General features: G+C 50.3%; 16 protein-coding genes. 7 read left to right on the top strand and 9 right to left on the bottom strand.

Annotated features, from left to right (window positions below; translation table 11 throughout):
* The first annotated feature begins 329 nt into the window (after positions 1 to 329).
* The 4 genes from ACJJIQ_RS24500 (at position 330) to ACJJIQ_RS24485 (ending at position 11,186) form a co-directional block, all read left to right on the top strand.
* Positions 330 to 1,382 carry a FecR family protein gene (locus ACJJIQ_RS24500; RefSeq protein ID WP_445363283.1) on the top strand — a complete coding sequence of 351 codons (1,053 nt, stop codon included), beginning with the start codon at positions 330 to 332 and terminating at the stop codon, positions 1,380 to 1,382.
* A 457-nt stretch (positions 1,383 to 1,839) separates the two neighbouring features.
* Entirely contained in the window at positions 1,840 to 4,407 is a 2,568-nt protein-coding gene (locus ACJJIQ_RS24495) for a TonB-dependent receptor (RefSeq protein ID WP_445363282.1), read from the top strand.
* A 272-nt stretch (positions 4,408 to 4,679) separates the two neighbouring features.
* Entirely contained in the window at positions 4,680 to 7,517 is a 2,838-nt protein-coding gene (locus ACJJIQ_RS24490) for a TonB-dependent receptor plug domain-containing protein (RefSeq protein ID WP_445363281.1), read from the top strand.
* A gap of 957 nt (positions 7,518 to 8,474) precedes the next feature.
* On the top strand, positions 8,475 to 11,186 hold the full coding sequence (locus tag ACJJIQ_RS24485; protein WP_445363280.1) for a TonB-dependent receptor plug domain-containing protein: 2,712 nt from the start codon (positions 8,475 to 8,477) through the stop codon (positions 11,184 to 11,186).
* A gap of 94 nt (positions 11,187 to 11,280) precedes the next feature.
* Here the strand turns inward: ACJJIQ_RS24485 and ACJJIQ_RS24480 are convergent, their stop codons facing one another.
* Complete coding sequence (locus tag ACJJIQ_RS24480) at positions 11,281 to 12,417, bottom strand: tetratricopeptide repeat protein (RefSeq protein ID WP_445363279.1); 1,137 nt, start codon at positions 12,415 to 12,417, stop codon at positions 11,281 to 11,283.
* Between the two features lie 235 nt (positions 12,418 to 12,652).
* Between ACJJIQ_RS24480 and ACJJIQ_RS24475 the strand changes: the two genes are divergently transcribed.
* Positions 12,653 to 14,434, top strand: a complete 1,782-nt coding sequence (locus ACJJIQ_RS24475) for a peptide MFS transporter (protein ID WP_413664461.1) — start codon at positions 12,653 to 12,655, stop codon at positions 14,432 to 14,434.
* 85 nt (positions 14,435 to 14,519) lie between these two features.
* On the opposite strand, the gene ACJJIQ_RS24470 is transcribed toward ACJJIQ_RS24475, so the two are convergent.
* The 8 genes from ACJJIQ_RS24470 to fabV all read right to left on the bottom strand — a co-directional run bounded on the left by ACJJIQ_RS24470 (position 14,520) and on the right by fabV (position 22,176).
* Positions 14,520 to 15,350 carry a sulfite exporter TauE/SafE family protein gene (locus ACJJIQ_RS24470; protein ID WP_445363278.1) on the bottom strand — a complete coding sequence of 277 codons (831 nt, stop codon included), beginning with the start codon at positions 15,348 to 15,350 and terminating at the stop codon, positions 14,520 to 14,522.
* Positions 15,351 to 15,424: 74 nt separating this feature from the next.
* Positions 15,425 to 16,198, bottom strand: coding sequence for an MBL fold metallo-hydrolase (locus tag ACJJIQ_RS24465; protein WP_108731875.1), 774 nt, complete (start codon positions 16,196 to 16,198; stop codon positions 15,425 to 15,427).
* A complete protein-coding gene (locus tag ACJJIQ_RS24460; RefSeq protein ID WP_445363277.1) occupies positions 16,198 to 17,391 on the bottom strand; it encodes an NlpB/DapX family lipoprotein in 1,194 nt (397 codons plus the stop codon). Before ACJJIQ_RS24460 ends, ACJJIQ_RS24465 begins: the two co-directional genes overlap by 1 nt.
* Positions 17,392 to 17,425: 34 nt before the next feature.
* Positions 17,426 to 18,301 (bottom strand): 4-hydroxy-tetrahydrodipicolinate synthase, encoded by an 876-nt coding sequence (gene dapA, locus ACJJIQ_RS24455; RefSeq protein ID WP_445363276.1) that lies wholly within the window; start codon positions 18,299 to 18,301, stop codon positions 17,426 to 17,428.
* A gap of 92 nt (positions 18,302 to 18,393) precedes the next feature.
* Positions 18,394 to 19,353, bottom strand: coding sequence for an LpxL/LpxP family Kdo(2)-lipid IV(A) lauroyl/palmitoleoyl acyltransferase (gene lpxL, locus ACJJIQ_RS24450; RefSeq protein WP_445363275.1), 960 nt, complete (start codon positions 19,351 to 19,353; stop codon positions 18,394 to 18,396).
* Between the two features lie 106 nt (positions 19,354 to 19,459).
* A complete protein-coding gene (locus ACJJIQ_RS24445; RefSeq protein WP_413664456.1) occupies positions 19,460 to 19,693 on the bottom strand; it encodes a DUF2789 family protein in 234 nt (77 codons plus the stop codon).
* A gap of 149 nt (positions 19,694 to 19,842) precedes the next feature.
* Positions 19,843 to 20,886 carry an NADP(H)-dependent aldo-keto reductase gene (locus tag ACJJIQ_RS24440; protein ID WP_445363274.1) on the bottom strand — a complete coding sequence of 348 codons (1,044 nt, stop codon included), beginning with the start codon at positions 20,884 to 20,886 and terminating at the stop codon, positions 19,843 to 19,845.
* 111 nt (positions 20,887 to 20,997) lie between these two features.
* Positions 20,998 to 22,176 carry an enoyl-ACP reductase FabV gene (gene fabV, locus ACJJIQ_RS24435; protein WP_445363273.1) on the bottom strand — a complete coding sequence of 393 codons (1,179 nt, stop codon included), beginning with the start codon at positions 22,174 to 22,176 and terminating at the stop codon, positions 20,998 to 21,000.
* Between the two features lie 480 nt (positions 22,177 to 22,656).
* On the opposite strand from fabV, the gene ACJJIQ_RS24430 reads away from it, so the two are divergent.
* Together ACJJIQ_RS24430 and ACJJIQ_RS24425 are read left to right on the top strand one after the other, a co-directional pair.
* Positions 22,657 to 23,085 (top strand): acyl-CoA thioesterase, encoded by a 429-nt coding sequence (locus ACJJIQ_RS24430; protein ID WP_108731868.1) that lies wholly within the window; start codon positions 22,657 to 22,659, stop codon positions 23,083 to 23,085.
* Between the two features lie 79 nt (positions 23,086 to 23,164).
* The gene (locus ACJJIQ_RS24425; RefSeq protein ID WP_445363272.1) at positions 23,165 to 23,737 is read left to right on the top strand and encodes a tRNA-(ms[2]io[6]A)-hydroxylase; all 573 of its coding nucleotides are present in this window, start codon (positions 23,165 to 23,167) and stop codon (positions 23,735 to 23,737) included.
* Positions 23,738 to 23,796: the final 59 nt, after the last annotated feature.

The following is a 23,796-nucleotide window of genomic DNA, read 5'->3' as shown; positions in this document are numbered from 1 at the left end:
AGTTGCGCCACTTGTGACATATATCCTTAAAATAACGATAAAAGAAGATGAACCACCGGTATTCACACCTTAGCAACAACTCCACAAAATTATTTGAGGGGGGAAGCTGTTCAGTCGTCTCAGCTTCGAAGGGCCGAATTGAGTAAACCTAAATACTCTACATACAACAGAATATTTTACTGTAATACAGTAAAAACACGTTGGAATTATTTTTTACTCAGAGGTCCGTGCAGTAAAGGTCGCACAAATTGAGAGACTTTGAGTAACATGCCGCCTTTAGTATCAAAGTACTAAGTTAATTTTCGCAAATCCAAGGTGCTAGAGCAGCCATGATGACTAACCCTAAGCAAACAATAAGTGAAGAAAGCCTTGACCAGGCTTGCGCTTGGGTTGCTCGTTTGCGCTCTGACTCGATTACATCTAGCGACCGCCACCAGTTCAAGCAATGGATTTCCCAAGATGAGAACCAGCTAGCTTTTGCCGAAATCACTGAACTCTGGGGAGACCTGGGTGCCTTATCTCACCTACCGGTAGATACACTATTCCCAGAAAGCATCCCCTCATCGCAAAATAATGCTGCCGTATGCTCCGCACCCACTGAAAATGCACAGGGGCAACAAAGCTCAAAGCAATGGACATTGCCGCAGTGGCTTATGGGCGGCGGTCTAGCAACCTGCGGAGCAATAGTTGCCCTGTGGGTTGGATATCAGGGTATGGGCGGCGAACTCAAGGCTCAAATATATGCGACTGAACGCGGACAAATACAGACAATAAACCTGTCCGATGGCTCAGAAGTAAAGCTGAACTCCAATAGTGAACTGCGGGTGATCTATAACCGCAATGAGCGCCGCACTGAGTTAGTTCGAGGTGAAGCCTTCTTCGAAGTGGCAAGGCAAACTTCTCGCCCCTTTACTGTTACTGCCGGCAGCGCCAATATCCGCGTATTGGGAACCGAATTTAACGTTGAACTCAACCCTCAGAGCACAAGAGTATCTGTAACTGAGGGCACAGTCTCAGTCAGTGAGACCGATAGCGCTCCCGGCTTAGGACCCGAATCAGTACAATTGGTCAAGAACGAGAAAGTCAGCGTTTCTGAAAGAGGGCTCAGTCCAATTGGCCAAACATCACCGGAAGAAGCTACCGACTGGACGAAAGGACTGCTAGTCTTTGAAAAAACCCCACTTAAGGATGCTTTAACCGAGTTAAACCGCTATTTAGCTGTTCCAGTTGCCGCCTCCCCCCAAGTAGAGGACAAATTGGTTTCAGGAACCTTTGAGATCTCCGACCCAGATAGCACCTTGAAAGCAATCGCTACTGCGCTCGATTTACATGAAGACCACAGCGACTCCAACCTGACTATCTTGTCTCCCGCACATAACTAGGTTATAACCGTCGATACGGCGGTTATATATTACACAAGCAAAATAAGCCCGCCCAAAAACGAAGAGAAACTATCAATTTGCTGCATTTTGACATGCTGCATGTATTTGAATGGGCACCTCATTGACACTTAGGTACTGGATAACAATATCCCTTGTGTTAGCGCTTTGCTCCCCTAGCGCTACCTACGCCCTATGCCCTGAATCGGGAATCGAAATCCCCAAAGGGAGCCTCTCTCAAGCCCTGATATCACTGGGCCAACAGTGCAAAATATCATTACTTGTGAAAGCCTCATCGGCGACTAGATTTCAAGTTAGCAAGCAAACTTTACACAGCCCTGAAGGCCAGTTTGAACCAGCGCTAGAAGAACTACTTTCAGGGATCCCCCTATCCTTTAAAAAAGTTGGCCCATCATCTGTAGCAATTATTAAATCCCCTGAACAGGCTACCCCCGTCCCAATGGAAATGGGTGTCGCGCAAACTGAAGAGGTGACCGTCACCGGTCAAAGCCTGACAGGAAGTCATTTACGCCACTTCCAATCAGAAGGGTACCTTCCGGTTGACCGACTTTCGCGGGAACAGTTGGAAATGACTGGCGCCCAAACTGTCGCCGACTTGCTTAAGTTTCTACCTGCTATTTCTGGCAACTCCACAAGCACTTCAGTAAGCCTGGAGAGCGATGGCACCGCGACGGTCTCGCTACGTGGCCTACCTGCTAACAGCACCCTTGTTCTCCTCAACGGCAGGCGCATCATTAGCGACGGATTCAATGGGGAGGCAACAGACCTAAACACCATCCCTTTAGCTCTTGTTGAAAGGGTAGAAATTCTCAAAGACGGCGCCTCAGCTGTTTATGGGTCCGATGCGATTGCAGGGGTTGTGAACATCATCCTGCAAACCGACTTTGAGGGACTCTCAATAAAAAGCTATTACGGACAGGCTTCGCAAGGCGACCGGCAGAGCGAATCCCACCACTTAACTTGGGGGTGGAGGGGAGATCACTCCCATGTAATGGTTAATCTGGCCCAGAAGCGCCAAGGAAAAGTAATGAGCCGAGACAGAGGGCTCTCCAACTCAGCAGACAGCCGCGCAATTGGTGGCACCGATCAGCGGTCATCTGCTATCCCGGGGGGGTTTATCGCCCTGGAAAGAAATGAGGTATTGACCAATCTCTCACCCGGGATATATCAGCAATGGTCACCTGACGATAAATTTGACTACAGTGACTACACCTCAGCAATAACTCCCACGCAAAGCGACTCAATATACATAGCGGGTAGTCTAGATATCGGTGATAACGCGCAAGCTTTTTCTGAGATCATGGGAGTTCGATCCAGTGGGGAGTCAACGTCTGCCCCGACCCCGGTATTTACACGCTTTGACAATGGTGACCTAACAATATCAGCCGACAATATTTACAACACTTTTAATCAAGAGGTTTACGACGTTCGCAGGCGCGTTATTGAGCTTGGCCCACGGACACAGAACAACCGAACAAACACCTGGAGATTTAATACTGGGGTAAAAGGCTTCTGGGACGAATGGCAGTGGGAGCTGGGTGCTTCGATCCATAAGACCCGCAAGAAAGAGACATTAAACAATGTAATAGATCCCTTCGCACTATCTCTAGGCCTCAAAGGGCCAGACCTTTGTAATGCCACAACATCCTGTGTGGCGGTCAACCTTCTTGGCCCCAGCGGTAGTATCGACGCAGAACAATTGGATTTTATTCGGGGGAAAAGCGTTACGATCAGCAATTCACGAATGACCTCCCTCACATTCATAACCGACGGCATCATCAAGAAAATATCGGCGGGAAATGTTCTGGCTGCAGCAGGTGTTGAATTAAGGCGGGAAAATGTAAACCTTCACTCAAATGATAATTTCGGAATGTCATTTATTGGAGGGCATGCACCCGGGTCAACTGAGGGAACCCGACTCGTCAAAGAAGCCTTCGCGGAACTATCTATCCCACTAATCTCTGAAAAATTATGGCTGGATGGAGCTATCAGAAGCTCCCATTACGATGATTTTGGGAGTACCAGCAACCCAAAACTAGCCTTGCGATGGAAACCCACCTCATCCTTACTTGTGCGAAGCAGCTATACTAGGGGATTCAGGGCACCGACCTTGACAGATATGAATCAGCAGGGCTACCAAACCCAAGAATTCCTGTTCGATCCCTGCTCAAGCTCAAATGCAGATAATCTGCCCGGCTGCCGATTTCAATCTGATAGCTCCCGGATACAATATTTAACCGAATTTAGCGGAAATTCAGATCTTTCACCCGAAACGTCCCGCACAATCTCTCTCGGAGTAACATGGGAGCCACTCCAAATCCCCGACTTTAAAGCTAAATTTGACCTCTATGATATAGATGAAAACCAAGTAATCGGCACCAACCCCCAATTCTTATTGGATCAAAATGCCTACTACAACCTTTATACCGATTTAGTCATACGCGACCAGAGTGGTGACATTACCAAAATTTATGCTTCCCGCATAAATCAAGGAAGCCGAGAGATCCGCGGATATGATGCAGCTTTTCGTTATAACCTTCCGTTGAACAGTGATAAGAAGCTACAACTGGCTTTGAACATCAGCAAAATGCTTCACTACCTGAATCAGAGCTCCCCCAATTCAGTCAAAGAAGACCTATCCGGCACTTTCACAGATACTTCCGTCGGCGGCCTAGGATCACTACCAAAATGGAAAGCCAATGCTGGGGCCTATTTAAATATGGGGGCTTGGGATGCCGGCTATACCATGCATTACGTCGATAATCTAAAAGAAACCTTCACCAATCTAGATGGCACAACCGAAAACCGCAGTATCAGCAGCTGGTCATCCCACGACATCCAGATTGCCTATGCCTCGAATTCTCGGTTGAGATTTTCTTTCGGTATCAATAATTTATTTGACCGCTCTCCACCTTTTGCATCAACAGCTGAGAGTAATAATCACGATTACCTAACCTATGACCTCACAGGTCGATTTTTTTACGGAAGTTTTTCTCTTAGTCTCTAGGCTTAACCATTCTACTCCAACCTCTCTTGCAGCTCCTCGCACCCCCAAAGCGCTCAAAAATAAAGCAGGTAGGCCGATAAGCAAACATCAGCCAACCTATCAAACCTGACAATACGCAGTATCAGAAAAAAACACGATTCTTTTGAGGGGTTCCGTCCGCCACTCGTTAATAGGAGTGTTGGGAGGGAAGTAGCCACTTGGGGGTAGCTATTTCCAGCAATCGTCATTAATGACCAAAGACTAAAAATCCAACGATCAAGAGAGGATTGACAATGAAAAAGAACCTCATGTCCGCAGCCATAAAAGGGGCCCTGGGCCTCACCGCTGCCGCAATTATGGTTCCTGCAATGCCAGCTTTCGCTCAGCAAGATGCGGAAATGGTTGAAGAAGTAATCGTAACTGGCTCCCGTATCCAGCGCGCCGACCTGGAAGGCGCTCTGCCGATTCAAGTAATGGACGCTGACGCCATTGCCGCCACCGGTGCAACCTCTGCACCTGAGCTAATGTCCAAGCTGACTTCTATGCAAGGTATGATCGTTGCAGCGGACTCCGTTGGTGGCACCGGTGGTGGTATACAAACCGCTAACCTGCGCGCCCTTGGCTCCAGTTACACCCTAGTTCTTCTTAACGGCCGGCGTATGGCTTCCTCTACCTCTGGTAGTGAGGTTGACCTGAGCCACATTCCTCTGGCAGCTATTGAGCAAGTTGAAATATTAACTGACGGCGCAAGTGCCCTGTATGGCTCCGATGCTATCGCCGGTGTTGTTAACTTTATTCTTAAGCGAGAAGTTGACAGCACAACAGTGAATGTACGCTACGATAAGCCCGAAGCTAGCGGCGGTGGCGACATTGCCTCATTTGACATAACCAGTGGCTTTGGCAGCCTGGATGAAGATGGCTTTACAATCATGGGAAGCTTTAGCCATCATGAACAAAGCGAACTTGCTGCGAAAGACCGCGACTGGGCCCGCACTGGCATTATTCAAGTAACCAATCCCGTTAGTGGTAATACGGGTATGTTCTTTAACGGTTCCACCAACTCCATTCCAGGTAACGCCTACGTCTATTACACAGACGCTTGGAAGGCCGCCAATGGTGGGGAAGATGCTCCCAACTCCGAAACTTTTAACCCTTATCTAGAAGCGAACGGCAATTGTGCGCCGGATAATGCGCCCTCTGGAAGTGTATGTGCTTTCGACTATACCAGCACCTTATTTATCCTCCCAGAAAAAGAAACTGATTCTATTTTCCTATCCGGAAAATACCGTATCAGTGACAACCTGGAAGGCTTCAGTGAACTGGTTTACTCCGAGCGCACTATAACATCTAAGACCGCACCTTACCCAACAGGTCAAGTGCCCCTGCCCATCGATTCTCAGCTGGTTCAGGATTACGTACTGCCCTACGCAAGTGTTGATGCATCCGACATCGACCAAGTTACGGGTACTTGGCGTGCTCTGGCAGCAGGTAACCGTGTTACCGAGTGGAAATCCGATGCTTTCCATTTCGTTACTGGGGTGAACGGCTCCGTTGGCGACATCAACTTTGAAGCTGCGGCCTTCCATTCTTCTACCGATCAAGAAGAGAATTACCCGGACGGACACTTACTAGCTGAAGAGTTTGCAGAGCTCGCTAGCTCTGGCCAATTGAACATTTTCGAGCCGGCAGATAGCCTGTCAGAAGACACAGCCTCATTGGTTGCACCCACCATCTACGATGGCAATTACGGCACTACGGAAACCAGCACTACTGGTTTCGACCTGTCCATGGATATGCCGCTATTCAGTATGGAAGGTGGTGAAGCCCAATTGGCAGCAGGTATCGACTTCCGCCGTACCACCTATGAGGAAGGTATCTCTGACGCTAACCGCGATGGCCTAATCTTATTCCGTCAGGCTGGTGACACTTATGATCTTGAGCGAGACGTCTACGGTGCCTACGCTGAAGTTCTTTTCCCTGTGCTAGACACTTTGGATTTCACCGCTTCTATGCGTTACGACTCCGTAGGTGGTACCGACGCGGTAGTTAACGGTAGTGACCTCGGCAGTGGAAGCAGTTCTGAGTCTGATGTAACTTACAAGCTGAGTACTCGCTGGGCAGCTACGGATAATCTATCCTTCCGTGCCTCTTATGGCACTGGCTTCAAAGCTCCATCCATGCTTGAGCTAGCTAAGCCTCTGGTGAACTTCGGAGTAACCTCTGGCACCTTCGACTGTGTATTCCCTACTGGTGATGAGTTGCGCAATCTCTGTGTTGCAAACTCAGGCTTCCAGGCTCAGGTACTGCAAGTTGGCAATACTGAACTAAGCCCAGAGACCTCCACTCAATACTCCCTGGGCTTTGTTCTCGATACCGACAGCGGCTTCACTGCCACAGTCGACTATTGGAACATTTCCATGGAAGACCAGGTGGATTATCTGCCTGAACAAGAAATATTTGGAAACTGGGAAAAGTACCGCGACCTGTTTGTAGGGGTACACAACAGCACTACAGGGCGTGACGAACTCGGCATCATTCAAGCCTTTGTCAATATCGGTGAGACAGAAGTAAGTGGTATCGACTACCGTTTCGAGCAATCGCTTGAACTGTCATTCGGTGATATGCTGCTCTCCCTGGGCGGAACCTATATGATTGAGAATGAAAACTCACTCTTCGGTTCCAGCATGGGAGAGTTCGGCGCTAATGACGAAGTAACCTTCCGCAACCAGATACGTGCAGGTATTTCTCTGTCTCACGGTAACTTCACCCACAACCTGGGCATGAACTACCGCAGCGGTTACCTGGACCAGGTTAACAGTATTGGCCTGATCGACGACGACGGTTCCTATATCACTGAAACCGTTTATGACGCAGATGGTGTGGGCACTGAACAGATCGTGTACGAAGACGTTCAGCTGACTATTCCGTCTTACATCACCTTCGACGTTCAGAGCCAGGTTGCCCTGATGGAAGATCAGTTGACCCTGAAACTCGGTATCAACAACCTGACTGACGAAGAGCCGCCGCGCACCCTGCGTACCAGTGGCGCTGGTCACCAGCTGGGCTTCGATCCGCGTTACTCTGATGGCTACGGTCGCACTGTCTACCTGAATGCAGGTTATACCTTCTAAGAACATAAGTTCTTAGTAAAGCCCGCGGCGTTAGCGTCGCGGGCTTTTTTTCAGCAGTGGGTAGATGGAACACAACAATAGGCAAAAAAGCACTTCTTAAAAGGTTAAGACTTCACGCAATATGGTATCTCTGCCAATTTGTGAACCGGTGGCAAGAAGAGGGCTAATTGAAACAGCTGCCCCCGTCTAACCCAATTCTCTCGAATACCTCTTTTTCTAGTGGCCTTCAGAATGAATGCTGCTGCTCCGACCTTTTTCAGTTCACCCTTCCTCCGCGGCAATCACGCCTTCAATCCAGTCAGTGAACATTTTTAAGAATCGAACCCGTATTGCAGCAAAAGTCTCTCAAGGCACACCTCAAAACTATCTTTACAGATGTGGAGAACAAGTTGATTTGCTGACTAACACTCAACTCTTTCCACACAAGTATCGCCCAGATCCTAGCTATCAGCTCACAACGGTTGATTGGCCCCCCCTAAAACTCATCAGTCCTCAAGCACCGACATTTCGTAAGTACTATCTTGAGCCAATCTACCGAGCATTGAGAAGCCGGAAGAGATCGTAAATCAGTAAAGCAAAGCTTATTGGAGAACGGTGGGTTACCAACAGGAGGTTCACTATCTAGAACTTGCTCATCCCCTCACAAAAGACCTTCAATGGCAAAGGGGTGTGATCGTAATTTGCTCAATTTTTCAGATAAAAAATCTCATACTACGCTAAAGCTATAAATAGGCTTCAACTTGCCTGAAGCACCAGCTTTAAGGAATAAAATCCAAGTACTGCCTAAAAAACAACCCAAATGCTCTAAACATATTGAGCGGAATTGTTCATAAGTCGACCAAAAACTCATCGGAAAAGTTCCATATTTACCCTCAATGCATTAAAGTCAGCTTCGACAGTTTTTAACCCATATCATAAAAAGCATTATAAGCACCTTAAGTATAAGAAGGTTCCACTATGATTAAGACCAAATTGAGCATAGCCATCGCTGCTCTGGGCACCCTCGCCAGCACTGGCGTTTTTGCCCAAGAGTCTGCTGAGATTGGCGCAGAAGTAGAAGAAGTAATTGTTACCGGATCACGCATCGCTCGTGACCCGCTATCCACTACAGGTCCAATTACTCTGGTTGATTCCGAAGCGATCCAACGCTCCGGTGTAGGCACCATTGATGAGCTGCTGAACCAACTTCCTTCTATGGGTACCACTGGTATCAATGCAAATGACAACAACGGCGGTGATGGTCTTTCATTTGTAGACCTTCGCAACCTGGGTTCTGCACGTACCCTGGTTCTCGTTAACGGTCGTCGTTTCGTATCTTCCAGCTCTGGCGTGTCCTCCGCAGTGGATATGAACAATATTCCTGTAGATATGATCGACCGTATTGAAGTACTGACTGATGGTGCTTCCGCTGTTTACGGCTCAGACGCTGTAGCAGGTGTTATCAACGTAGTTCTAAAAGATTCTTTCGAAGGCGTGCGTGTTAATGCCCGTGCCGGCGCAACCGAAGCTGGGGGCGGGGAGAATGGTGAAATTTCCATCACTTTTGGCAAGGAGTTCGAACGCGGTCAATTTATTGGTAACTTAACCCATAGCAAGCGCGATGAAATTACCTACGAAGACCGTGACTGGGCAGGACTCACGAGCCCCACGGCCGCCACAGGGGCATTATTCACCGACTACGGTGATGAAGCTTACACTCTTAACGAAGGCGCTTCCGAACTCGGTGGTTACACGCCTTACGATATTGGTCAACACATGTGGCTATCCGGCGCTATGGAGCGCACGAGCCTTACAGGAAGCGGTACTTTCTCCATTACAGATTCTATCGAACTTTACGGGGAAGGCTCCTATACCGTTAAAACTACCAATCAGCAAATGGCCGCCCAGCCCTTGTACACTGGTATTGGATTAGCCTTAACTGTAGACGACCTTCCCACCGAAATTCAGTCGCAATTGGAACAGGTGTGGCAAGAATCCAACGAGGATTATGAGGAGCTTTTGGCCGCTTATGAAGCCGCTCACGCAGAGTGGGCTGCCAATCCTGATGGCAGTGAAGAACCTTTAGAGCCTTGGGCTGCAGGCGTATCCACCATTCTTGTTCGACCGGTAGATACTGGAAACCGCGACTCGGAGCAAAAAACTGAAACCTTCCGTATCCTCGGTGGCGCACGCGGTGACCTGGAAAATGGTTGGGGCTGGGACACCTTCTTAAGCTACGGAAGAAATGAAGGTGAAAACACCTTAGCGAACTCCATCAGCAAGACAAAAATACAGGAGATTCTAGACGGCACCAGTGGCATTGCTGAGGAAGACATTCAATTCTTCGGCGGTCTGAGTGATGAAGTAGCCGATTACATTGGCTATACAGATCGCGAAGATAACGAATATGAAATGATCAATTTCGGTGCCAGCCTGACCGGTGACATCGAAGCCATTCAGTTCCAAGGCGGTGCGTTAGGTTTTGCCTCAGGCGTTGAATACCGTAAAGAATCAGGTGAATTTAACCCTAGTGAAGAAACACAAAGCGGTTCAACATTTGCCAACCAACAGGATGCTACATCCGGTGACTTCTCAGTAACTGAAGTTTTTGCAGAATTTAACCTGCCAATTCTGTCTGGAATTAAATACGCAGAAGAGCTGTCGGTCGATGCTGCGGTGCGTTATTCTGACTACGACACATTTGGTGGTCAAGCAACCTACAAAATTGGCGCAGTTTACGCCCCAACAGAAAACTTACGCTTCCGTACTAGTCTATCGACCGCTTTCCGCGCGCCCGGAATCTATGAATTGTACAGCGGTAACGCACAAAGTTACCCCTCACTTCAAGATCCATGCGATACCAGCGACAATAACGAGAAGGGTCGCGGCCAATATTGTGACTCTCAAAATGTTTCGGAAACCTATACCCAGGTTGGCAGCCAGCTTCCAGTAAACATCGGGGGTAATGCCGATTTGCAGCCGGAAGAGTCCACTAGCTTTACCGCAGGTATTGTTTGGACACCCTCCTTTACTGAAGACCTTTCCATCACCTTGGATTACTTCAATATAAATGTTGAGGACGCTATTCAGTCTGCTGACCTGCAGCAGATTCTGGACGATTGCTACCGCGATGGCGTTGAAGCAGCCTGTAATCTTATAACTCGCCAAAATGACAGAGACATCATCAGCGTTAATGGCGCTAAAATGAATATTGGTGAGATCAATACTAGCGGCATTGATATCGACGTAGTGCAGAACTTCTACTACGACGCTGGCAAACTAGCATTGAGAGGGCAGGCTACTCGTCTGCTTGAGTACGAGGAACAGAATTCACAAACTGGTAGTACTACCGATTACTTTGACAGAATCGAAAATTCCTCTGGAGCCTATACCAAGTGGCGAGGCCTAGCCAGCGCAACTTGGTACGCGGACAACTGGGACTTTGGTGCTGATATTCAATATATTGGCGATGGCCACAGCCCCGATTTAGACATGCCATCCCATACTTACTTGAACCTGAAGGCAGGTTGGGATGTCAATGAAGCTATGCGCTTAACGGCCGGCATCGACAATGTTACAGATCGAGATCCATCTTATACTGCGATCAATGGTGCTAACAGCTTCGATACTAATAGTGTATATGACTACCAGGGCCGCTATGCCTGGGCTGGGGTTACTTACCAGTTCTAAGTCCTGACTTTCAAGTTAAGTCAAAAAAGGCGCCTTTCGGCGCCTTTTTTTATTGCTGATAAACTAACCCTGTACAAACTAATAGCCGCTGAACCTAATCCTCAGTATTCAGCAAAAGGGCCAGTTTACTCATATATCTATTTTTTACATCCAAATTACTAACTAGTGAAAACGCTTCCGTAAAACTTTTCTTAGAGGCCGCTAAATCACCAAGCTGATACCGGATTAATCCCAATAGAAAATGAAATCGATGATCACTCTGATCAGCCCGCAAGGCCATTCGAAGTCGTTTTTCAGCGAGTTTAAATTTATTGTTTTCATAGGCTTCCCGCGCCTGATAATAAAGGTAATAAGGGTTCCTATTGCGGTGATAACGGACACGGCCCGCAAAGTCATCAGCCAACCTCTCCCTACCTGTTTTTCGATAAAGCCTCTCTAGATTACTCGCCGCAACAAGGTTACCTCTCTGCAGCTGCAATGCATGCAGATAGCTCTGTTCAGCTTCAGGAATAAGGTCGAAATAGCTATAGAAAGCCCCTAAATTTGACCAAAGGTCCCCTCTTTCCGGCTGTAACTGTAACGCCTTGCGCAGATACAGAAATGCTCGCTCCTTGTCTCCCGTACGCATCAACTCCACCCCCCGGTTACTGTAGTAAAGGGCAAACGCAGTGCTGTCTTCAAGCTTTTGCTGCTTATAAATTGGATCGTAGACTGCCAGATTAAAGTCAATCACTCGTCGTCTGTTTCTATGCTCAGAAACCATATTGACATGACGGTAGACGGTAAAAACCTCAAGGTCATCCTGCCCCCAAACCGGAGGTACATCCACTTCATTAAAATAGGCCTCCACACCCAGCTCCCTAGCCATAGCAACCATCATTAAGGTAAACGCTAGGCAGTTACCCCGCTGTAGCTGGTAAGTTTTACTCGCTGGTAAAGTACTGTTGGGGTCATATTCGACATGGAAGTCACCTCGTCCATAGCCGTCCACTAAAGACTGAAGCCGTTTAGACGGAGACTCTGCAGGAGCGATAGTATCCAAATAGGCCAATACATCAGCGTCAAGACCCAGGAGATCCTCATTGGGCAGCTCAACCAGTAAAACTGGACGATTGAGGATAGCCCGCCCACTTAGGACGTTACTCACATCGACAGCCCCGGAATATTTAGGAGGAAATTGGGCACAACCAGAAGCAAACAGGACCAGAATAAAAGCTAGTGAGGCCTTCATCGTTATTTTCCCCTCAATATTTTTAGCCTTATGGGATTTAACACCAATTTAACGTAAATAGAAGTACCCTGTTGCCATTTATATAAATCCCTTCACTACAGTTCGCCTGTTAAATAGACAGCTGGTAAACTCTGCCCGTTGTACTGGAAACTCTGGACGCCCAGTCTTGCTCCCCCCTTGCATGACTAGCCTTGCCTGAGGTTCCCCAATAACTATTACAGACAGAGGAACCTCTATGTCTTCTAATGTCGCGGACGTCACCACGGCGGCCACACCTAGCTCAGGCGAGTTGCTTGGGCACCCCAAGGGTCTCTACATCTGTTTTGCGACAGAACTGTGGGAACGCTTCTCTTTCTATGGGATGAAGTACTTACTGCTACTTTATCTCACAAAGTATCACCTCTTTACTGACAGTGCTGGCTATGATGTCCTCGGGGCTTACGCTGGTCTCGTTTATGCCCTCCCCCTGATTGGTGGGCTTTTGGCTGACCGCTACCTGGGCATGAGAAAAGCTGTGCTGTTCGGCGGTATTTTGCTCTGCCTTGGACACTTGTTGATGGCTGTCGAAGGTCACCAGGCGATTTCCTACGCCGCCGGTACCGTCCTCAGTGAGGCAATCACATTAAACGATGGCACTGTCATCGCTGCTGGCACCACCCTGACAGAAAAAGTGGTTATTCAGGATGTTGTTGCGCTCAAAGTCTTCTTTATGGCTCTGGCCCTGATCACTGTTGGCGTAGGCTTCCTGAAACCTAATATCTCTACAATCGTAGGTCAGCTATATCCAAAAAATGACTCCCGTCGCGATGCCGGGTTTACCATTTTCTACATGGGTATTAATGTCGGCTCTTTCATCGCCACTCTACTGTGTGGCTGGCTTGGTGAAACCTATGGTTGGGGCTATGGCTTTGGCCTCGCTGGTATCGGCATGGTATTCGGCCTGATCACCTTCGTCTGGGGACAAAAGTACCTGGATGGCCTGGCAGAGCCAAGCCGCCCCGAAGTGCTCAAAGAGAAAGCCCTCGGCCCTATCAACAAAGAGTGGGCAGTGTACCTTGGCGCCATCCTGTCTTTGGGTGCGGTCTGGTACCTCGTACAAAGTGAGCCCGCCGTTCACCTTGCGCAAAACAGCCTTCTTATCGTGGCAATTGTCGGCCTGATCCTGTTCTCCATGCTGTACAAAGACAATAAAGGCAAAGACTTTATTGCTATCGGTATGGCTGCGCTCACCGCTGCCCTCGGCCTAATTTGGGCATTTAGCGGCAATGACATCTGGCTCGGCGGAATGCTGCTGGCACTGGTTGGCTTTATTGGCTATGGCTTTGTTCGTCACTATAGCGAAGAGTTCTCCCGCACTGTGGTATTGATGGTTCTGATTACCTCCACCATCGTATTCTGGGCGCTGTTCGAACAGTCTGCCGGCTCCATGACTCTCTATGCAGACCGCGTACTGGATCGCTCTATCGGCGATGGCGAAGTTCGCGCTTCCATGTTCGGCTCCTTGAACGCTGGCTTTATCATGCTCCTGGCGATTCCGTTCGCCGCCCTGTGGGTATGGCTCGGCAAGCGCGGCTGGGAACCCAGCACCCCGGTAAAATTCGGCCTCGGTATTATCCAGGCTGGCCTCGGCTTTGGCGCCCTGGTTCTCGGTGCGGAGTTCCCCACAGAGGCGGGCAAGGTTGCAATGATCTGGCTGGTATTGGCCTATCTGCTGCACACCTCCGGTGAGCTGTGCTTGTCCCCTGTTGGCCTGTCTGCTGTAACCAAGTTGTCCATTGGTAAAGTGGTCAGCGTCAGCATGGGTACCTGGTTCCTGGCAACCGCCCTATCTGAAACCGTTGCAACGCGAATCGGTAAGATGGCTGCCGTTCCCCAGGGTGAAGCCACAGACCTGGCCTCAACCCTGACCACTTATACCAGTTTGTATGAGTATCTGATGTGGTGGGGCCTCGGTGTGGGTGCTCTGATGATTATCATCTCCCCGTTCCTGAAAAAAGGAATGTGCGGTATCCGCTAATCGCGGCAATGACGCAAAACCCAAAAGGCCACTGCATTGCAGTGGCCTTTTTTATTGGTCTACTGTTGAGCCCCTATAGGCGCGATTAAATCAACCTTTGCAGCAGCCCCATATTCAACCAGATAAAACGCAGGCCGATCACACACAGTAAAAGCGCAAAACAATGCTTCAGCATTTTCGCTGAAAGCCGGTGGGCGAGGTTTGCGCCGAAACGGGCAAATAGGGTACTGGTGATAACAATACCGACAAAGGCCGGCCAGTAAATATAGCCACTGCTCCACTCAGGCAGCAGTTCGTTATTCCACCCCTGGTAGACAAAACTGAGGGCGCCGGCGATGGCGATGGGTAGCCCGCACGCAGCAGACGTAGCGACAGCCCGCTGCATTTGTACGCGACAGTGGGACAGAAATGGCACCGTCAATGAACCGCCACCAATACCAAAAATCGCAGATGCCCAACCTATCACTCCACTCGCAGAGACCAGCGCGGGCGCACCGGGCAGGTTTCCAGCCCCTTCAGCTACCTGGGCGTGACGAATACCGCTCAGCCACATGCGCACCGCGATCACAATCGCAAAAATGCCGATCAACAACTGCAACCAGGCTCCAGGCAGTAATTCAGCCGTTGCGCCTCCGATCCAAGAGCCAACCAAAATACCGGGGACCATAATCCCAAAGATCTTCCAGTCCACCGCCCTTTTCTTGTTGTGGGCGCGCACTGAACTGATTGAAGTGACAATGATTGTTGCTAGGGAGGTACCCACAGCCATGTGGGTGAGGATTTCAGGGGATATCCCCATAGCGGTGAAAACAAAAACCAAGGCAGGGACAATGATCAGGCCACCACCTACGCCAAATAGTCCGGCAATAGTTCCAGCAGCGGCACCGACCAACAAATAAACCAGTAGTATTTCCATAGCCCACCCCGTTTAAATACGACAAACAATTTTGTCGCATTTAAACAGATATAAGCTGGGGATAGTTAGCGACCTTAGCTTCGGCTTTCCACTGTAAGCCAGTCAAACCCTTCCTGCTGACAGGCAAAAATACAGCTCTCCACTGTTTCGGCAACCTCTGCCAGGGCCTCCTTTGCCAGAGCAAGGCTATTATTTTTTTCACTGATATGGGCTACTACCAAGTGCTGTAGCTGTTCATAGCCAACGCGCTGTAGAAAGCCAGCAGCCTGCTGATTACTCAGATGGCCATAGGCACCTCCAACGCGTCTCTTCAACGAAGGTGGATAGGGTCCTTGAGCGAGCATCAGAGGGTCGTGATTTGCCTCTAGAACCAAGGCATCACAATCACCAAAGTGCGTTTCAACATGAGGGGTGATAGTCCCCAAGTCCGTCAACAAGCCCAGACTGCTACCGCGATAGCGAAACACAAACTGCGCCGCCTCACGGGCATCGTGGGGAACCGCGACCGGGGTTACTTGAATATCAGCGACAACAAAAGGCTGGTGCCCCTCAATTAAGTGCAACTCCGGTAACTTGCCAATATCACGCGCCTTAAAAGTACCAGGCGTCAGGTAAACGGGCAGGCCATACCTGCGCGCAAGCGGGCCCACACCGGAAAGGTGATCACTGTGTTCGTGGGTAACCACAATCGCAGAAATATCAGCGGGAGACATACCGAGCCGCGCCATACGACGCTCGGTTTCCTTGATGGTAAAACCGCAGTCAACCAAAAGAAAATGGTCGCCACTGGCGACCACTGTTCCATTGCCTTTACTGCCGCTTCCCAAAGAGGCGAAGCGCAGGCCCATTAAATAAGGTTCTGCTGGATAGATTGAAGCAGCTGGGAAGCTTCATTCTTTGAAAGCGGCTGTCCGCGAGTATCGCGCACACGCACTTCAATCTCATCGTCATTGCCACGAATAACAATCAGGTAGCCGGGATAAGCCTCGCTCGCAGCAGCCTCGACTCCCAGGCCTTTGATTTCCTTGAAGAGAGCAGGTTCAGCTCCCTCAGTCATATCAATTCCAGCCAAGATCTGCTGTAGGCTTACCTGATCAGCGCTCTCTGCCAGCTCATCCTCATCGCTCTTGCTACCCCAGGAGAACCAGCCTCCGTCACTATCTTCCTCATCAGAAGCAAGTGCACGATCTTCATCGTAGGTGACGTAAAGAAGTCCAATATCGGAATCTTCACGGTGCAGGCGATAAGCACCGGAATTCACAGCATGAGCGACAGTAGCCCAAGCCCGGTCCATTTCGAGCCCCATTGCAATATAGGGCTCGTGACCAGCAGGCTCCCTCAACTGGACCTTAAGTGAGCTGCTACCAATTGCCTGGGCAACCAAAGACGCTGTAGCAGCAGCTGTTTCTGACGCCAGTGCCGTGGACATTTCATCAATCATCCACCCTTCACGCTCAGGGCTCGAAGAGCGATCAGGCCAATTAACGCTACCGCCAACCGGGGCTGCAGAAGGCACAGACAAGTGGCGTACATGAATCTCTGTCGTATCGGGTTGCACGCCGGTTTCTACCTGCAAGCGATACTTATCTTTAGTGTCAGGGCTCTCTTTAAAGGCCATCCAGGCAGTTTCCATCACACCCGCATTGGCATCTGACATTTCTATATTCAAGCCTGAGCTGCGAAGGAATTGGTGCAACTGGGGCCACACCTCTTCAGGAGGCTGGGATACCAGCACCCAGCGATTTCCGCCGAGCTTTTGAATCTTTACTTTCTCCAGACCCGCATTCACTGAAAGCGCTTGAGGACGCGGAACTTCAAAATCCCCCTGGGCCAGCTGCTCTCCTGCAATCTGCGGGATCTCATAGAGTTCCTCCTGGTGCTTGGTATTAACACCTTCAGGTATCCGCAGAGGCGTCAGGCTATCGGCATGCTGGTAATCATTACTGCGATCGCGGAAATAGCCATCGTTGCCGAACACACCGCACCCTGCCAGCGTAATACTGGAGATAAAGAGCCCGGCTCCAACGGTCAATTTTTTCATTAAAGCTATCCTGGTTAATTCTCAGTTCGCGGGTTTAGAGTACACCGGCACTGCGCAGAGCTTCGCGCACTGTTCCGTGGTGCTCAGGGGATAAACTTGTCAGAGGCAGGCGTATTCCACCGTCGACACGACCCATCTCCCGGAGAGCCCATTTCACCGGTATCGGGTTGGACTCCAAAAACAGCACTTTGTGCAATATTTGTATTCTCTGGTCAATTGTCTGTGCAGTCACCGCATCACCGGCCAGCGCAGCTTCACACATTTGGGCCACTGCTGCGGGGGCCACGTTAGCGGTTACACTAATATTTCCATGACCACCCAGTAACATTAGTTCAACCGCGGTACTATCGTCGCCAGAGTAAACGGCAAACCCTTCGGGCAGAGTATCTATTAAAACCTTAGCCCGCTCCAGATCACCGGTGGCTTCCTTGATGCCTACGATATTGCCGACCAACGCCAGGCGCTGTACCGTCTCCGGTAACATGTCAACTGCTGTGCGGCCGGGAACATTGTAGAGAATTTGGGGAATGGAGACAGCCTTGGCCACCGCACGATAGTGCTGGTAGAGGCCTTCTTGGGTGGGCTTATTGTAATAAGGTGTAACCAGCAGGCAGGCATCTGCACCACATCGGGCGGCATTCTCTGTAAGGTCAATCGCTTCAGAAGTAGAGTTTGCGCCAGTTCCAGCAATCACTGGCACTCGACCTGCCACTTGGTCCACAACACGTCGAATAACCTCAATATGCTCATTGAAGTCCAAGGTTGCAGATTCACCGGTAGTCCCCACCGCAACCAGTGCTCGGGTCCCCTGCTCGATATGCCACTCAACGAGGTTGTGCAGGCTGTCCCAATCCGGGCTTCCGTCTGCGTACATTGGGGTGGCCAGGGCCACCATACTACCGGTTAACATCCTCACTCCTTATTTTTTGCACTCCACCCGGAATACCACCGCCAGAGTCAGTTCAGTATGTTACTTAGGCCAGGGTATCTGCGCCAGTGCGACTAGCTCGCCACTCTTTTGCGTTTCTTTTTGCGTACCCCGTGATACACGTTTTCTGCCCCTTCAGGACGGGTCTTAAAACGGCGATGCACCCACATGTATTGTTCTGGGGCCTCGCGAATACGCGCTTCGATAAACTGGTTCACCAAAATGGCATCTTCCAGCTCATCTCCCGAAGGGATCTGATCAATAGGATCGTAAATCTTCAAACGGTAACCTGAGCCATCATCCAGTCGTGTCACCACATAGGGCACCACTTTGGCCTTGCCTACCCTGGCGAACCGTGAGGTTCCCGTAACAGTCGCCGCCGGAACATCGAAGAAAGGAGCAAAGATCCCCTGCTTAATCCCATAATCCTGATCCGGAGCATACCAGACCGCACGCCCGTGCTGCAGGGCTCGCAATACCCCGCGCACATCTTTACGCTGATAAACACTGCCATTCTCAGTATGGCGCTCTCGCCCCTTGCGCTGCATGTAGTCATAAACCGGATTTTTGTGCGGCCGATACATGCCATCGAGAGTAATACTCATCCCCATCATGGCGGCGCCGATTTCCAGGGTAGTGAAATGCATGGCCATCAGGAGAACGCCCTGGCCTTGGGCCTGGATGGCCTGAAGGGCTTCCAGCCCTTCAAAGGTAAAGCGTTTCCGTAACCACGCTGCAGAGCGAAACCAGGCCATGCCAGTTTCCATCAAAGCGATACCACTGGACTCAAAATTACGCCTAAGAAGTTCATCTCGCTCATCTTCCCCCAGCTCGGGGAAGCACAGCGCGAGATTGCGTTCAGCAATCGTGCGCCGGCTGGTAGCTACTCTTAGCATTAGGCGGCCAAACGCACGGCCCATGGCCAACTGCCAGCGATAGGGCAGTTGCGCGATCAAAAACCATAGTGCAAAAAGCAGCCAGATCAGCCAGTAGCGAGGATGCAGCAGCGCCGCGCGAAATCGGGGTTTTTCCATCAGATCTATATCAGGGTGTGGCGCCGAGGCGCAACCTAAGTCGGTTGAAAACGACGTAGTATACCCTATGCGAACAGAGCGGGGAGCGCGTAACAGCCACAGGAGGTCAGTGCCTTAATAGGGTGTCCAACTCATCCACTGCGACACACCAATCCGAATCATCCAAGATGGCATTCTCCAGGAACTCTCGTTGCCCATCACTCCAAAAGGAGGCGGAGGAAAGCTTCTCGTGACGGTGCAAATAGTGAGTGACCAGAAATTCATGGATCTGTGCATCTTCAGACGCCAGCCCCAACTGGGAAAACAAGTCCTTCAGTGTGTGATGTCCAGTAGTTTCCATAACGATTACCGCTATCTATTCTGGCAGCCATATTTTCATGGCGACTACCCCAATTATAGTTGGGCAGCCCCTGATTCATTCCGCATTATTCCTGCGGGGCTTTCAGAGGCATCACAGGCTTTCATCAATAGAATTCAGACTCTGCTCTTTTAGGGCGCCGGGTTGGGATTCCCCTGATGTACAGCTTCGATAGCCGCTAATTGCTCACCATCCAGGGTAATTTCAACGCTGGAAATATTGGAACGCAATTGCTCGATAGTTGTGGCGCCAATGATATTTGAAGTAACAAATGGCTGCTGATTCACGAATGCCAGTGCCATCTGCGCAGGGTCCAGACCAAACTCCCGGGCCAAATCCACATAGGCCTGGGTCGCAGCCAGGGTTCGCTCTCCAGCGTAGCGCTGAAAGCGATCATAGCGAGTAAGTCGCGCCCCCTCAGGCTTCCTTCCCCCCAGGTACTTACCCGAAAGAACCCCAAATGCGAGGGGGGAGTACGCCAATAGGCCACACCTCTCGCGAATAGCAATTTCAGCGCAGCCAACTTCAAAAGCCCTGTTTAAAAGACTGTAGGGGTTTTGAATCGATACAATCCTTGGCTTTCCATAGGCAATCGACTGCTGCAGGTACTCAAACATACCCCAGGGAGTCTCATTGGAAACACCGATATGACGAACCTTACCTTGCTCAACCAACTCCTCGAGCGCGCCCAATGTTTCAGCTATAGGCACACCATCGTCGCTGCCGTGGACATAGTCCAGGCGCCCGAAGAAATTAGTTTGCCTTTCAGGCCAGTGGACCTGGTAGAGGTCGATATAGTCAGTGCGCAACCGTTTTAAGGAATCATCACAAGCCTGCAAAATCTGCTCTCGGTTCAGACGGGGACCCGAGCGAATATGGCCAACACCTGAATTGGCGGCACTGCGGCCCGCCACTTTAGTTGCGACAACAACCTGGTGCCTGCCTCCTCGCGCAGCCAACCAGTTGCCGATATATTCCTCAGTTCGGCCCTGGGTTTCTGGCCGTGGCGGTACGGGATACATTTCCGCGCAATCAATGAAGTTAACCCCTTGAGATATTGCATAGTCGAGTTGCTCAGCGGATTCAGCTTCATTATTTTGTTCACCATAAGTCATGGTGCCCAGGCAAATCTGGCTGACCTTAAGGTTGGTGGTGCCGAGTTGGCGATACTCCATTGAAAAGCCCCCATAAACCGAAAAACCGGATTATGCAGCTTTGCTAGGAAGAGTTGTAGGAGTGCGTTACGGAAGGGGAAACGGGACTCCCAAATGGAGTCCCGCATAAAATCAGCCGAATTTGGTATCTACCATGGGTGAGGTGTCTGCATCGTAATCAATGCCATCAACACCAAATCCAAACAGCTTGAGGAAATCCGCCTGATAGCCCTTGAAGTCAGTCAAGTCAAACAAGTTCTCAGCAGTTACCTCAGGCCACAATTTTTCAATCTTAGCCTGGGTCTCAGGGCGTAGCTCTTTCTCATCCATACGCAAACGGCTCGCATCGTCAAGACGTGGAGTATCGGTATAAAGCCCCTCAGTGTAGAGGCGGTATAGCTGTTCGATACAGCCCTCATGAGTCCCCTCTTCTTTCATGATTTTGTACGCAAGAGAGATATAGAGTGGCATCACCGGAATAGCAGAGCTGGATTGGGTCACCAGCGCCTTCAAAACGGCAACGTTAGCCGCAGCCTTACCGTTATCGGTGATCGCTTTTGCCGCGCGATCGAGGTCTTCTTTAGCTTTACCGATAGTCGCATGACCATAAATCGGCCAGGTCAACTTTTCACCGATATAGGTATAAGCCACAGTTTTGCAGTTATCAGCCAATACCCCGGCATCACCGAGGGCCTGCATCCACAGTTCCCAGTCTTCACCACCCATAACCTTGACGGTATTTGCGATCTCTTCGTCGCTCGCCGGCTCCAGAGTAATATCGGAGATCTCCAGCTTGTCAGTGTTCAGATTCTTGGCAGTGTAAGATTTGTTAATGGGCTTGAGTACAGAGCTATACAGCTCACCGCTTTTCGGATCTGTGCGACGCGGGGATGCCAAGCTGTAAACCACGAGATCAACCTGACCGAGGTCTTCTTTGATCATCTCTACAGTCTGGGCTTTCACCTCATCTGAAAAGGCATCGCCATTGATACTCTTTGCGTAAAGCCCCGCTTTGTGGGCCTCCTGCTCAAAAGCTGCGGAATTGTAATAACCCGCAGAAGCCGTGCGCTTTTCAGTAGGCGGCTTCTCGAAGAACACACCAAGGGTGCTTGCGCCGCAACCAAAAGCAGCTGTAATTCGTGATGCCAGGCCGTAGCCTGTGGAGGCACCTATCACCAGCACCTTTTTGGGCCCATTTTCGACCGCTGGCTGGGACTGAATATACTCAATCTGCTCGCGTACGTTAGCAGCGCAGCCCTGCGGGTGGGCATTGGTACAAATAAAACCGCGTACTTTCGGCTGGATAATCATCCTTACAGTCTCTCCCTTCGTCTTTTGGGAATCGTTGTTACCTGATTACAGATACGCTGGTGGCGCTCCGGAGAACTATCAACCCAAGGTCGTGGGTGCGACGCCTGGGTCAGGTTCGTGGGCCATTCTAATCTCTGTCGCCGAGGAGTCCCATAGCGGTATTTCCCACAATCGATAGATGACGTCCAAAATATCTACTATCCCGGCCAAAGCGCCATATCCTGTTCAAAACCCAAACAGGAAATCGATATTTCCTGACTTTCCTGCACATAAAAGGGGCTACAGTGATTAATGTCGCGCCAAGCCGGTGCCACAAAAGGGCTAATTGACATATTTCCGCAGGAAAATTCATCAACTGCGCTTTTTCTGGCTTGGCACGCTGTATGCAGTCTCACCAGTGAAGGAAGCTTTTCGCTGTCATACAGCAAGCCAGGGATGGCTCGAGCGTTGTTAAACCTGTAGTAAGTTAGGAAGGTCAGAGTGAAATACTATTCGCGACACTGTGTGAAACCCGGAGACCTCAATCCCGCCCAGCGCCTGTTTGGCGGACAGCTACTGTCCTGGATTGATGAGGAAGCAGCAATCTTTGCCGGCTGTCAGATGGGTACTCCAATGCTGGTCACCAAACTGATGTCGGAAATTGACTTCGTCAGCTCCGCTTGCTGCGGTGATGTGGTGGAGTTTGGATTCGAGGTGGTTGGTATCGGCCAAACCTCGCTCACAGTCCACTGCGAGGTTCGCAACAAACAGTCACAACAGCTGATTGTGCAAGTGGACCAAATTGTTTTTGTCGCGCTGGACGCAAATGGCAAGCCCACCCCTCATGCAAAGGCCGGCATGTCCCTGGAACAGGCCCGAATTGTTACTCAACAAGAGCGGGAGGTTCGCGAACGCAGAATTGCCAGCTGACTCTACCCCGGAGCAATAACGCTCTAGAGCAGTGAACCGGTGGCGGTATACTGACGCTTTGCACTAACCGCCATCGACTATGTTTGAACTGCGATTTCACACCCCCAAACCCTGGGCTCAAGTGGTGCTCGCCGACTTTGATCGATTCCTGCAGGACCATGCTGCCGCAGAGAAAAAGGCCTCCGGCATGGCGGTATCCATGTTCTCCCACTATCCCGACAAGCCCGTTTTAGTGGAAGCCATGATCAACCTGGCATTGGAAGAAATGAACCACTTCCGCCAGGTTATCAAGATTATGCATGATCGAGGGATCTACCAGGCACCGGATGCGAAAGATCCGTATATCAACACCCTGCGCCAACTGATTCGCCAGGGGCCCGATGAATACTTGATGGACCGCCTGCTCACCGCAGCGATCATCGAAGCGCGGGGGTGCGAGCGCTTTGGACTGGTGACTGATGCACTGCCAGCTGGCCCCCTGAAGACCTTCTACCAGGTCATCACCGATAGTGAAGCTCGCCACCACGAACTATTTGTCGAACTTGCCCTGGAGTACTTCCCCCGCGAAAAAGTGGAAGCGAGGCTATCTGAATTACTCGACGAGGAAGCCGCGATTACCGCCGCACTCCCACACCGCGCGGCATTGCATTAGCGGACCGTAATTCAACGCAATTCCTATTCCCCTCTAATGGTGTATCCTGGCGCCAATCT

The organism is Microbulbifer maximicatervae (SeqCode) (assembly GCF_052468295.1).
This window is presented reverse-complemented; position numbering and strand designations above follow the sequence as displayed.

Excerpts from the sequence above, each read along its gene's own strand:
- ACJJIQ_RS24500 (WP_445363283.1), top strand. The coding sequence starts at position 330 with ATGATGACTAACCCTAAGCAAACAATAAGTGAAGAAAGCCTTGACCAG.
- ACJJIQ_RS24495 (WP_445363282.1), top strand. The coding sequence starts at position 1,840 with ATGGAAATGGGTGTCGCGCAAACTGAAGAGGTGACCGTCACCGGTCAA.
- ACJJIQ_RS24490 (WP_445363281.1), top strand. The coding sequence starts at position 4,680 with ATGAAAAAGAACCTCATGTCCGCAGCCATAAAAGGGGCCCTGGGCCTC.
- ACJJIQ_RS24485 (WP_445363280.1), top strand. The coding sequence starts at position 8,475 with ATGATTAAGACCAAATTGAGCATAGCCATCGCTGCTCTGGGCACCCTC.
- ACJJIQ_RS24480 (WP_445363279.1), bottom strand. The coding sequence starts at position 12,417 with ATGAAGGCCTCACTAGCTTTTATTCTGGTCCTGTTTGCTTCTGGTTGT.
- ACJJIQ_RS24475 (WP_413664461.1), top strand. The coding sequence starts at position 12,653 with ATGTCTTCTAATGTCGCGGACGTCACCACGGCGGCCACACCTAGCTCA.
- ACJJIQ_RS24470 (WP_445363278.1), bottom strand. The coding sequence starts at position 15,350 with ATGGAAATACTACTGGTTTATTTGTTGGTCGGTGCCGCTGCTGGAACT.
- ACJJIQ_RS24465 (WP_108731875.1), bottom strand. The coding sequence starts at position 16,198 with ATGGGCCTGCGCTTCGCCTCTTTGGGAAGCGGCAGTAAAGGCAATGGA.
- ACJJIQ_RS24460 (WP_445363277.1), bottom strand. The coding sequence starts at position 17,391 with ATGAAAAAATTGACCGTTGGAGCCGGGCTCTTTATCTCCAGTATTACG.
- dapA (WP_445363276.1), bottom strand. The coding sequence starts at position 18,301 with ATGTTAACCGGTAGTATGGTGGCCCTGGCCACCCCAATGTACGCAGAC.
- lpxL (WP_445363275.1), bottom strand. The coding sequence starts at position 19,353 with ATGGAAAAACCCCGATTTCGCGCGGCGCTGCTGCATCCTCGCTACTGG.
- ACJJIQ_RS24445 (WP_413664456.1), bottom strand. The coding sequence starts at position 19,693 with ATGGAAACTACTGGACATCACACACTGAAGGACTTGTTTTCCCAGTTG.
- ACJJIQ_RS24440 (WP_445363274.1), bottom strand. The coding sequence starts at position 20,886 with ATGGAGTATCGCCAACTCGGCACCACCAACCTTAAGGTCAGCCAGATT.
- fabV (WP_445363273.1), bottom strand. The coding sequence starts at position 22,176 with ATGATTATCCAGCCGAAAGTACGCGGTTTTATTTGTACCAATGCCCAC.
- ACJJIQ_RS24425 (WP_445363272.1), top strand. The coding sequence starts at position 23,165 with ATGTTTGAACTGCGATTTCACACCCCCAAACCCTGGGCTCAAGTGGTG.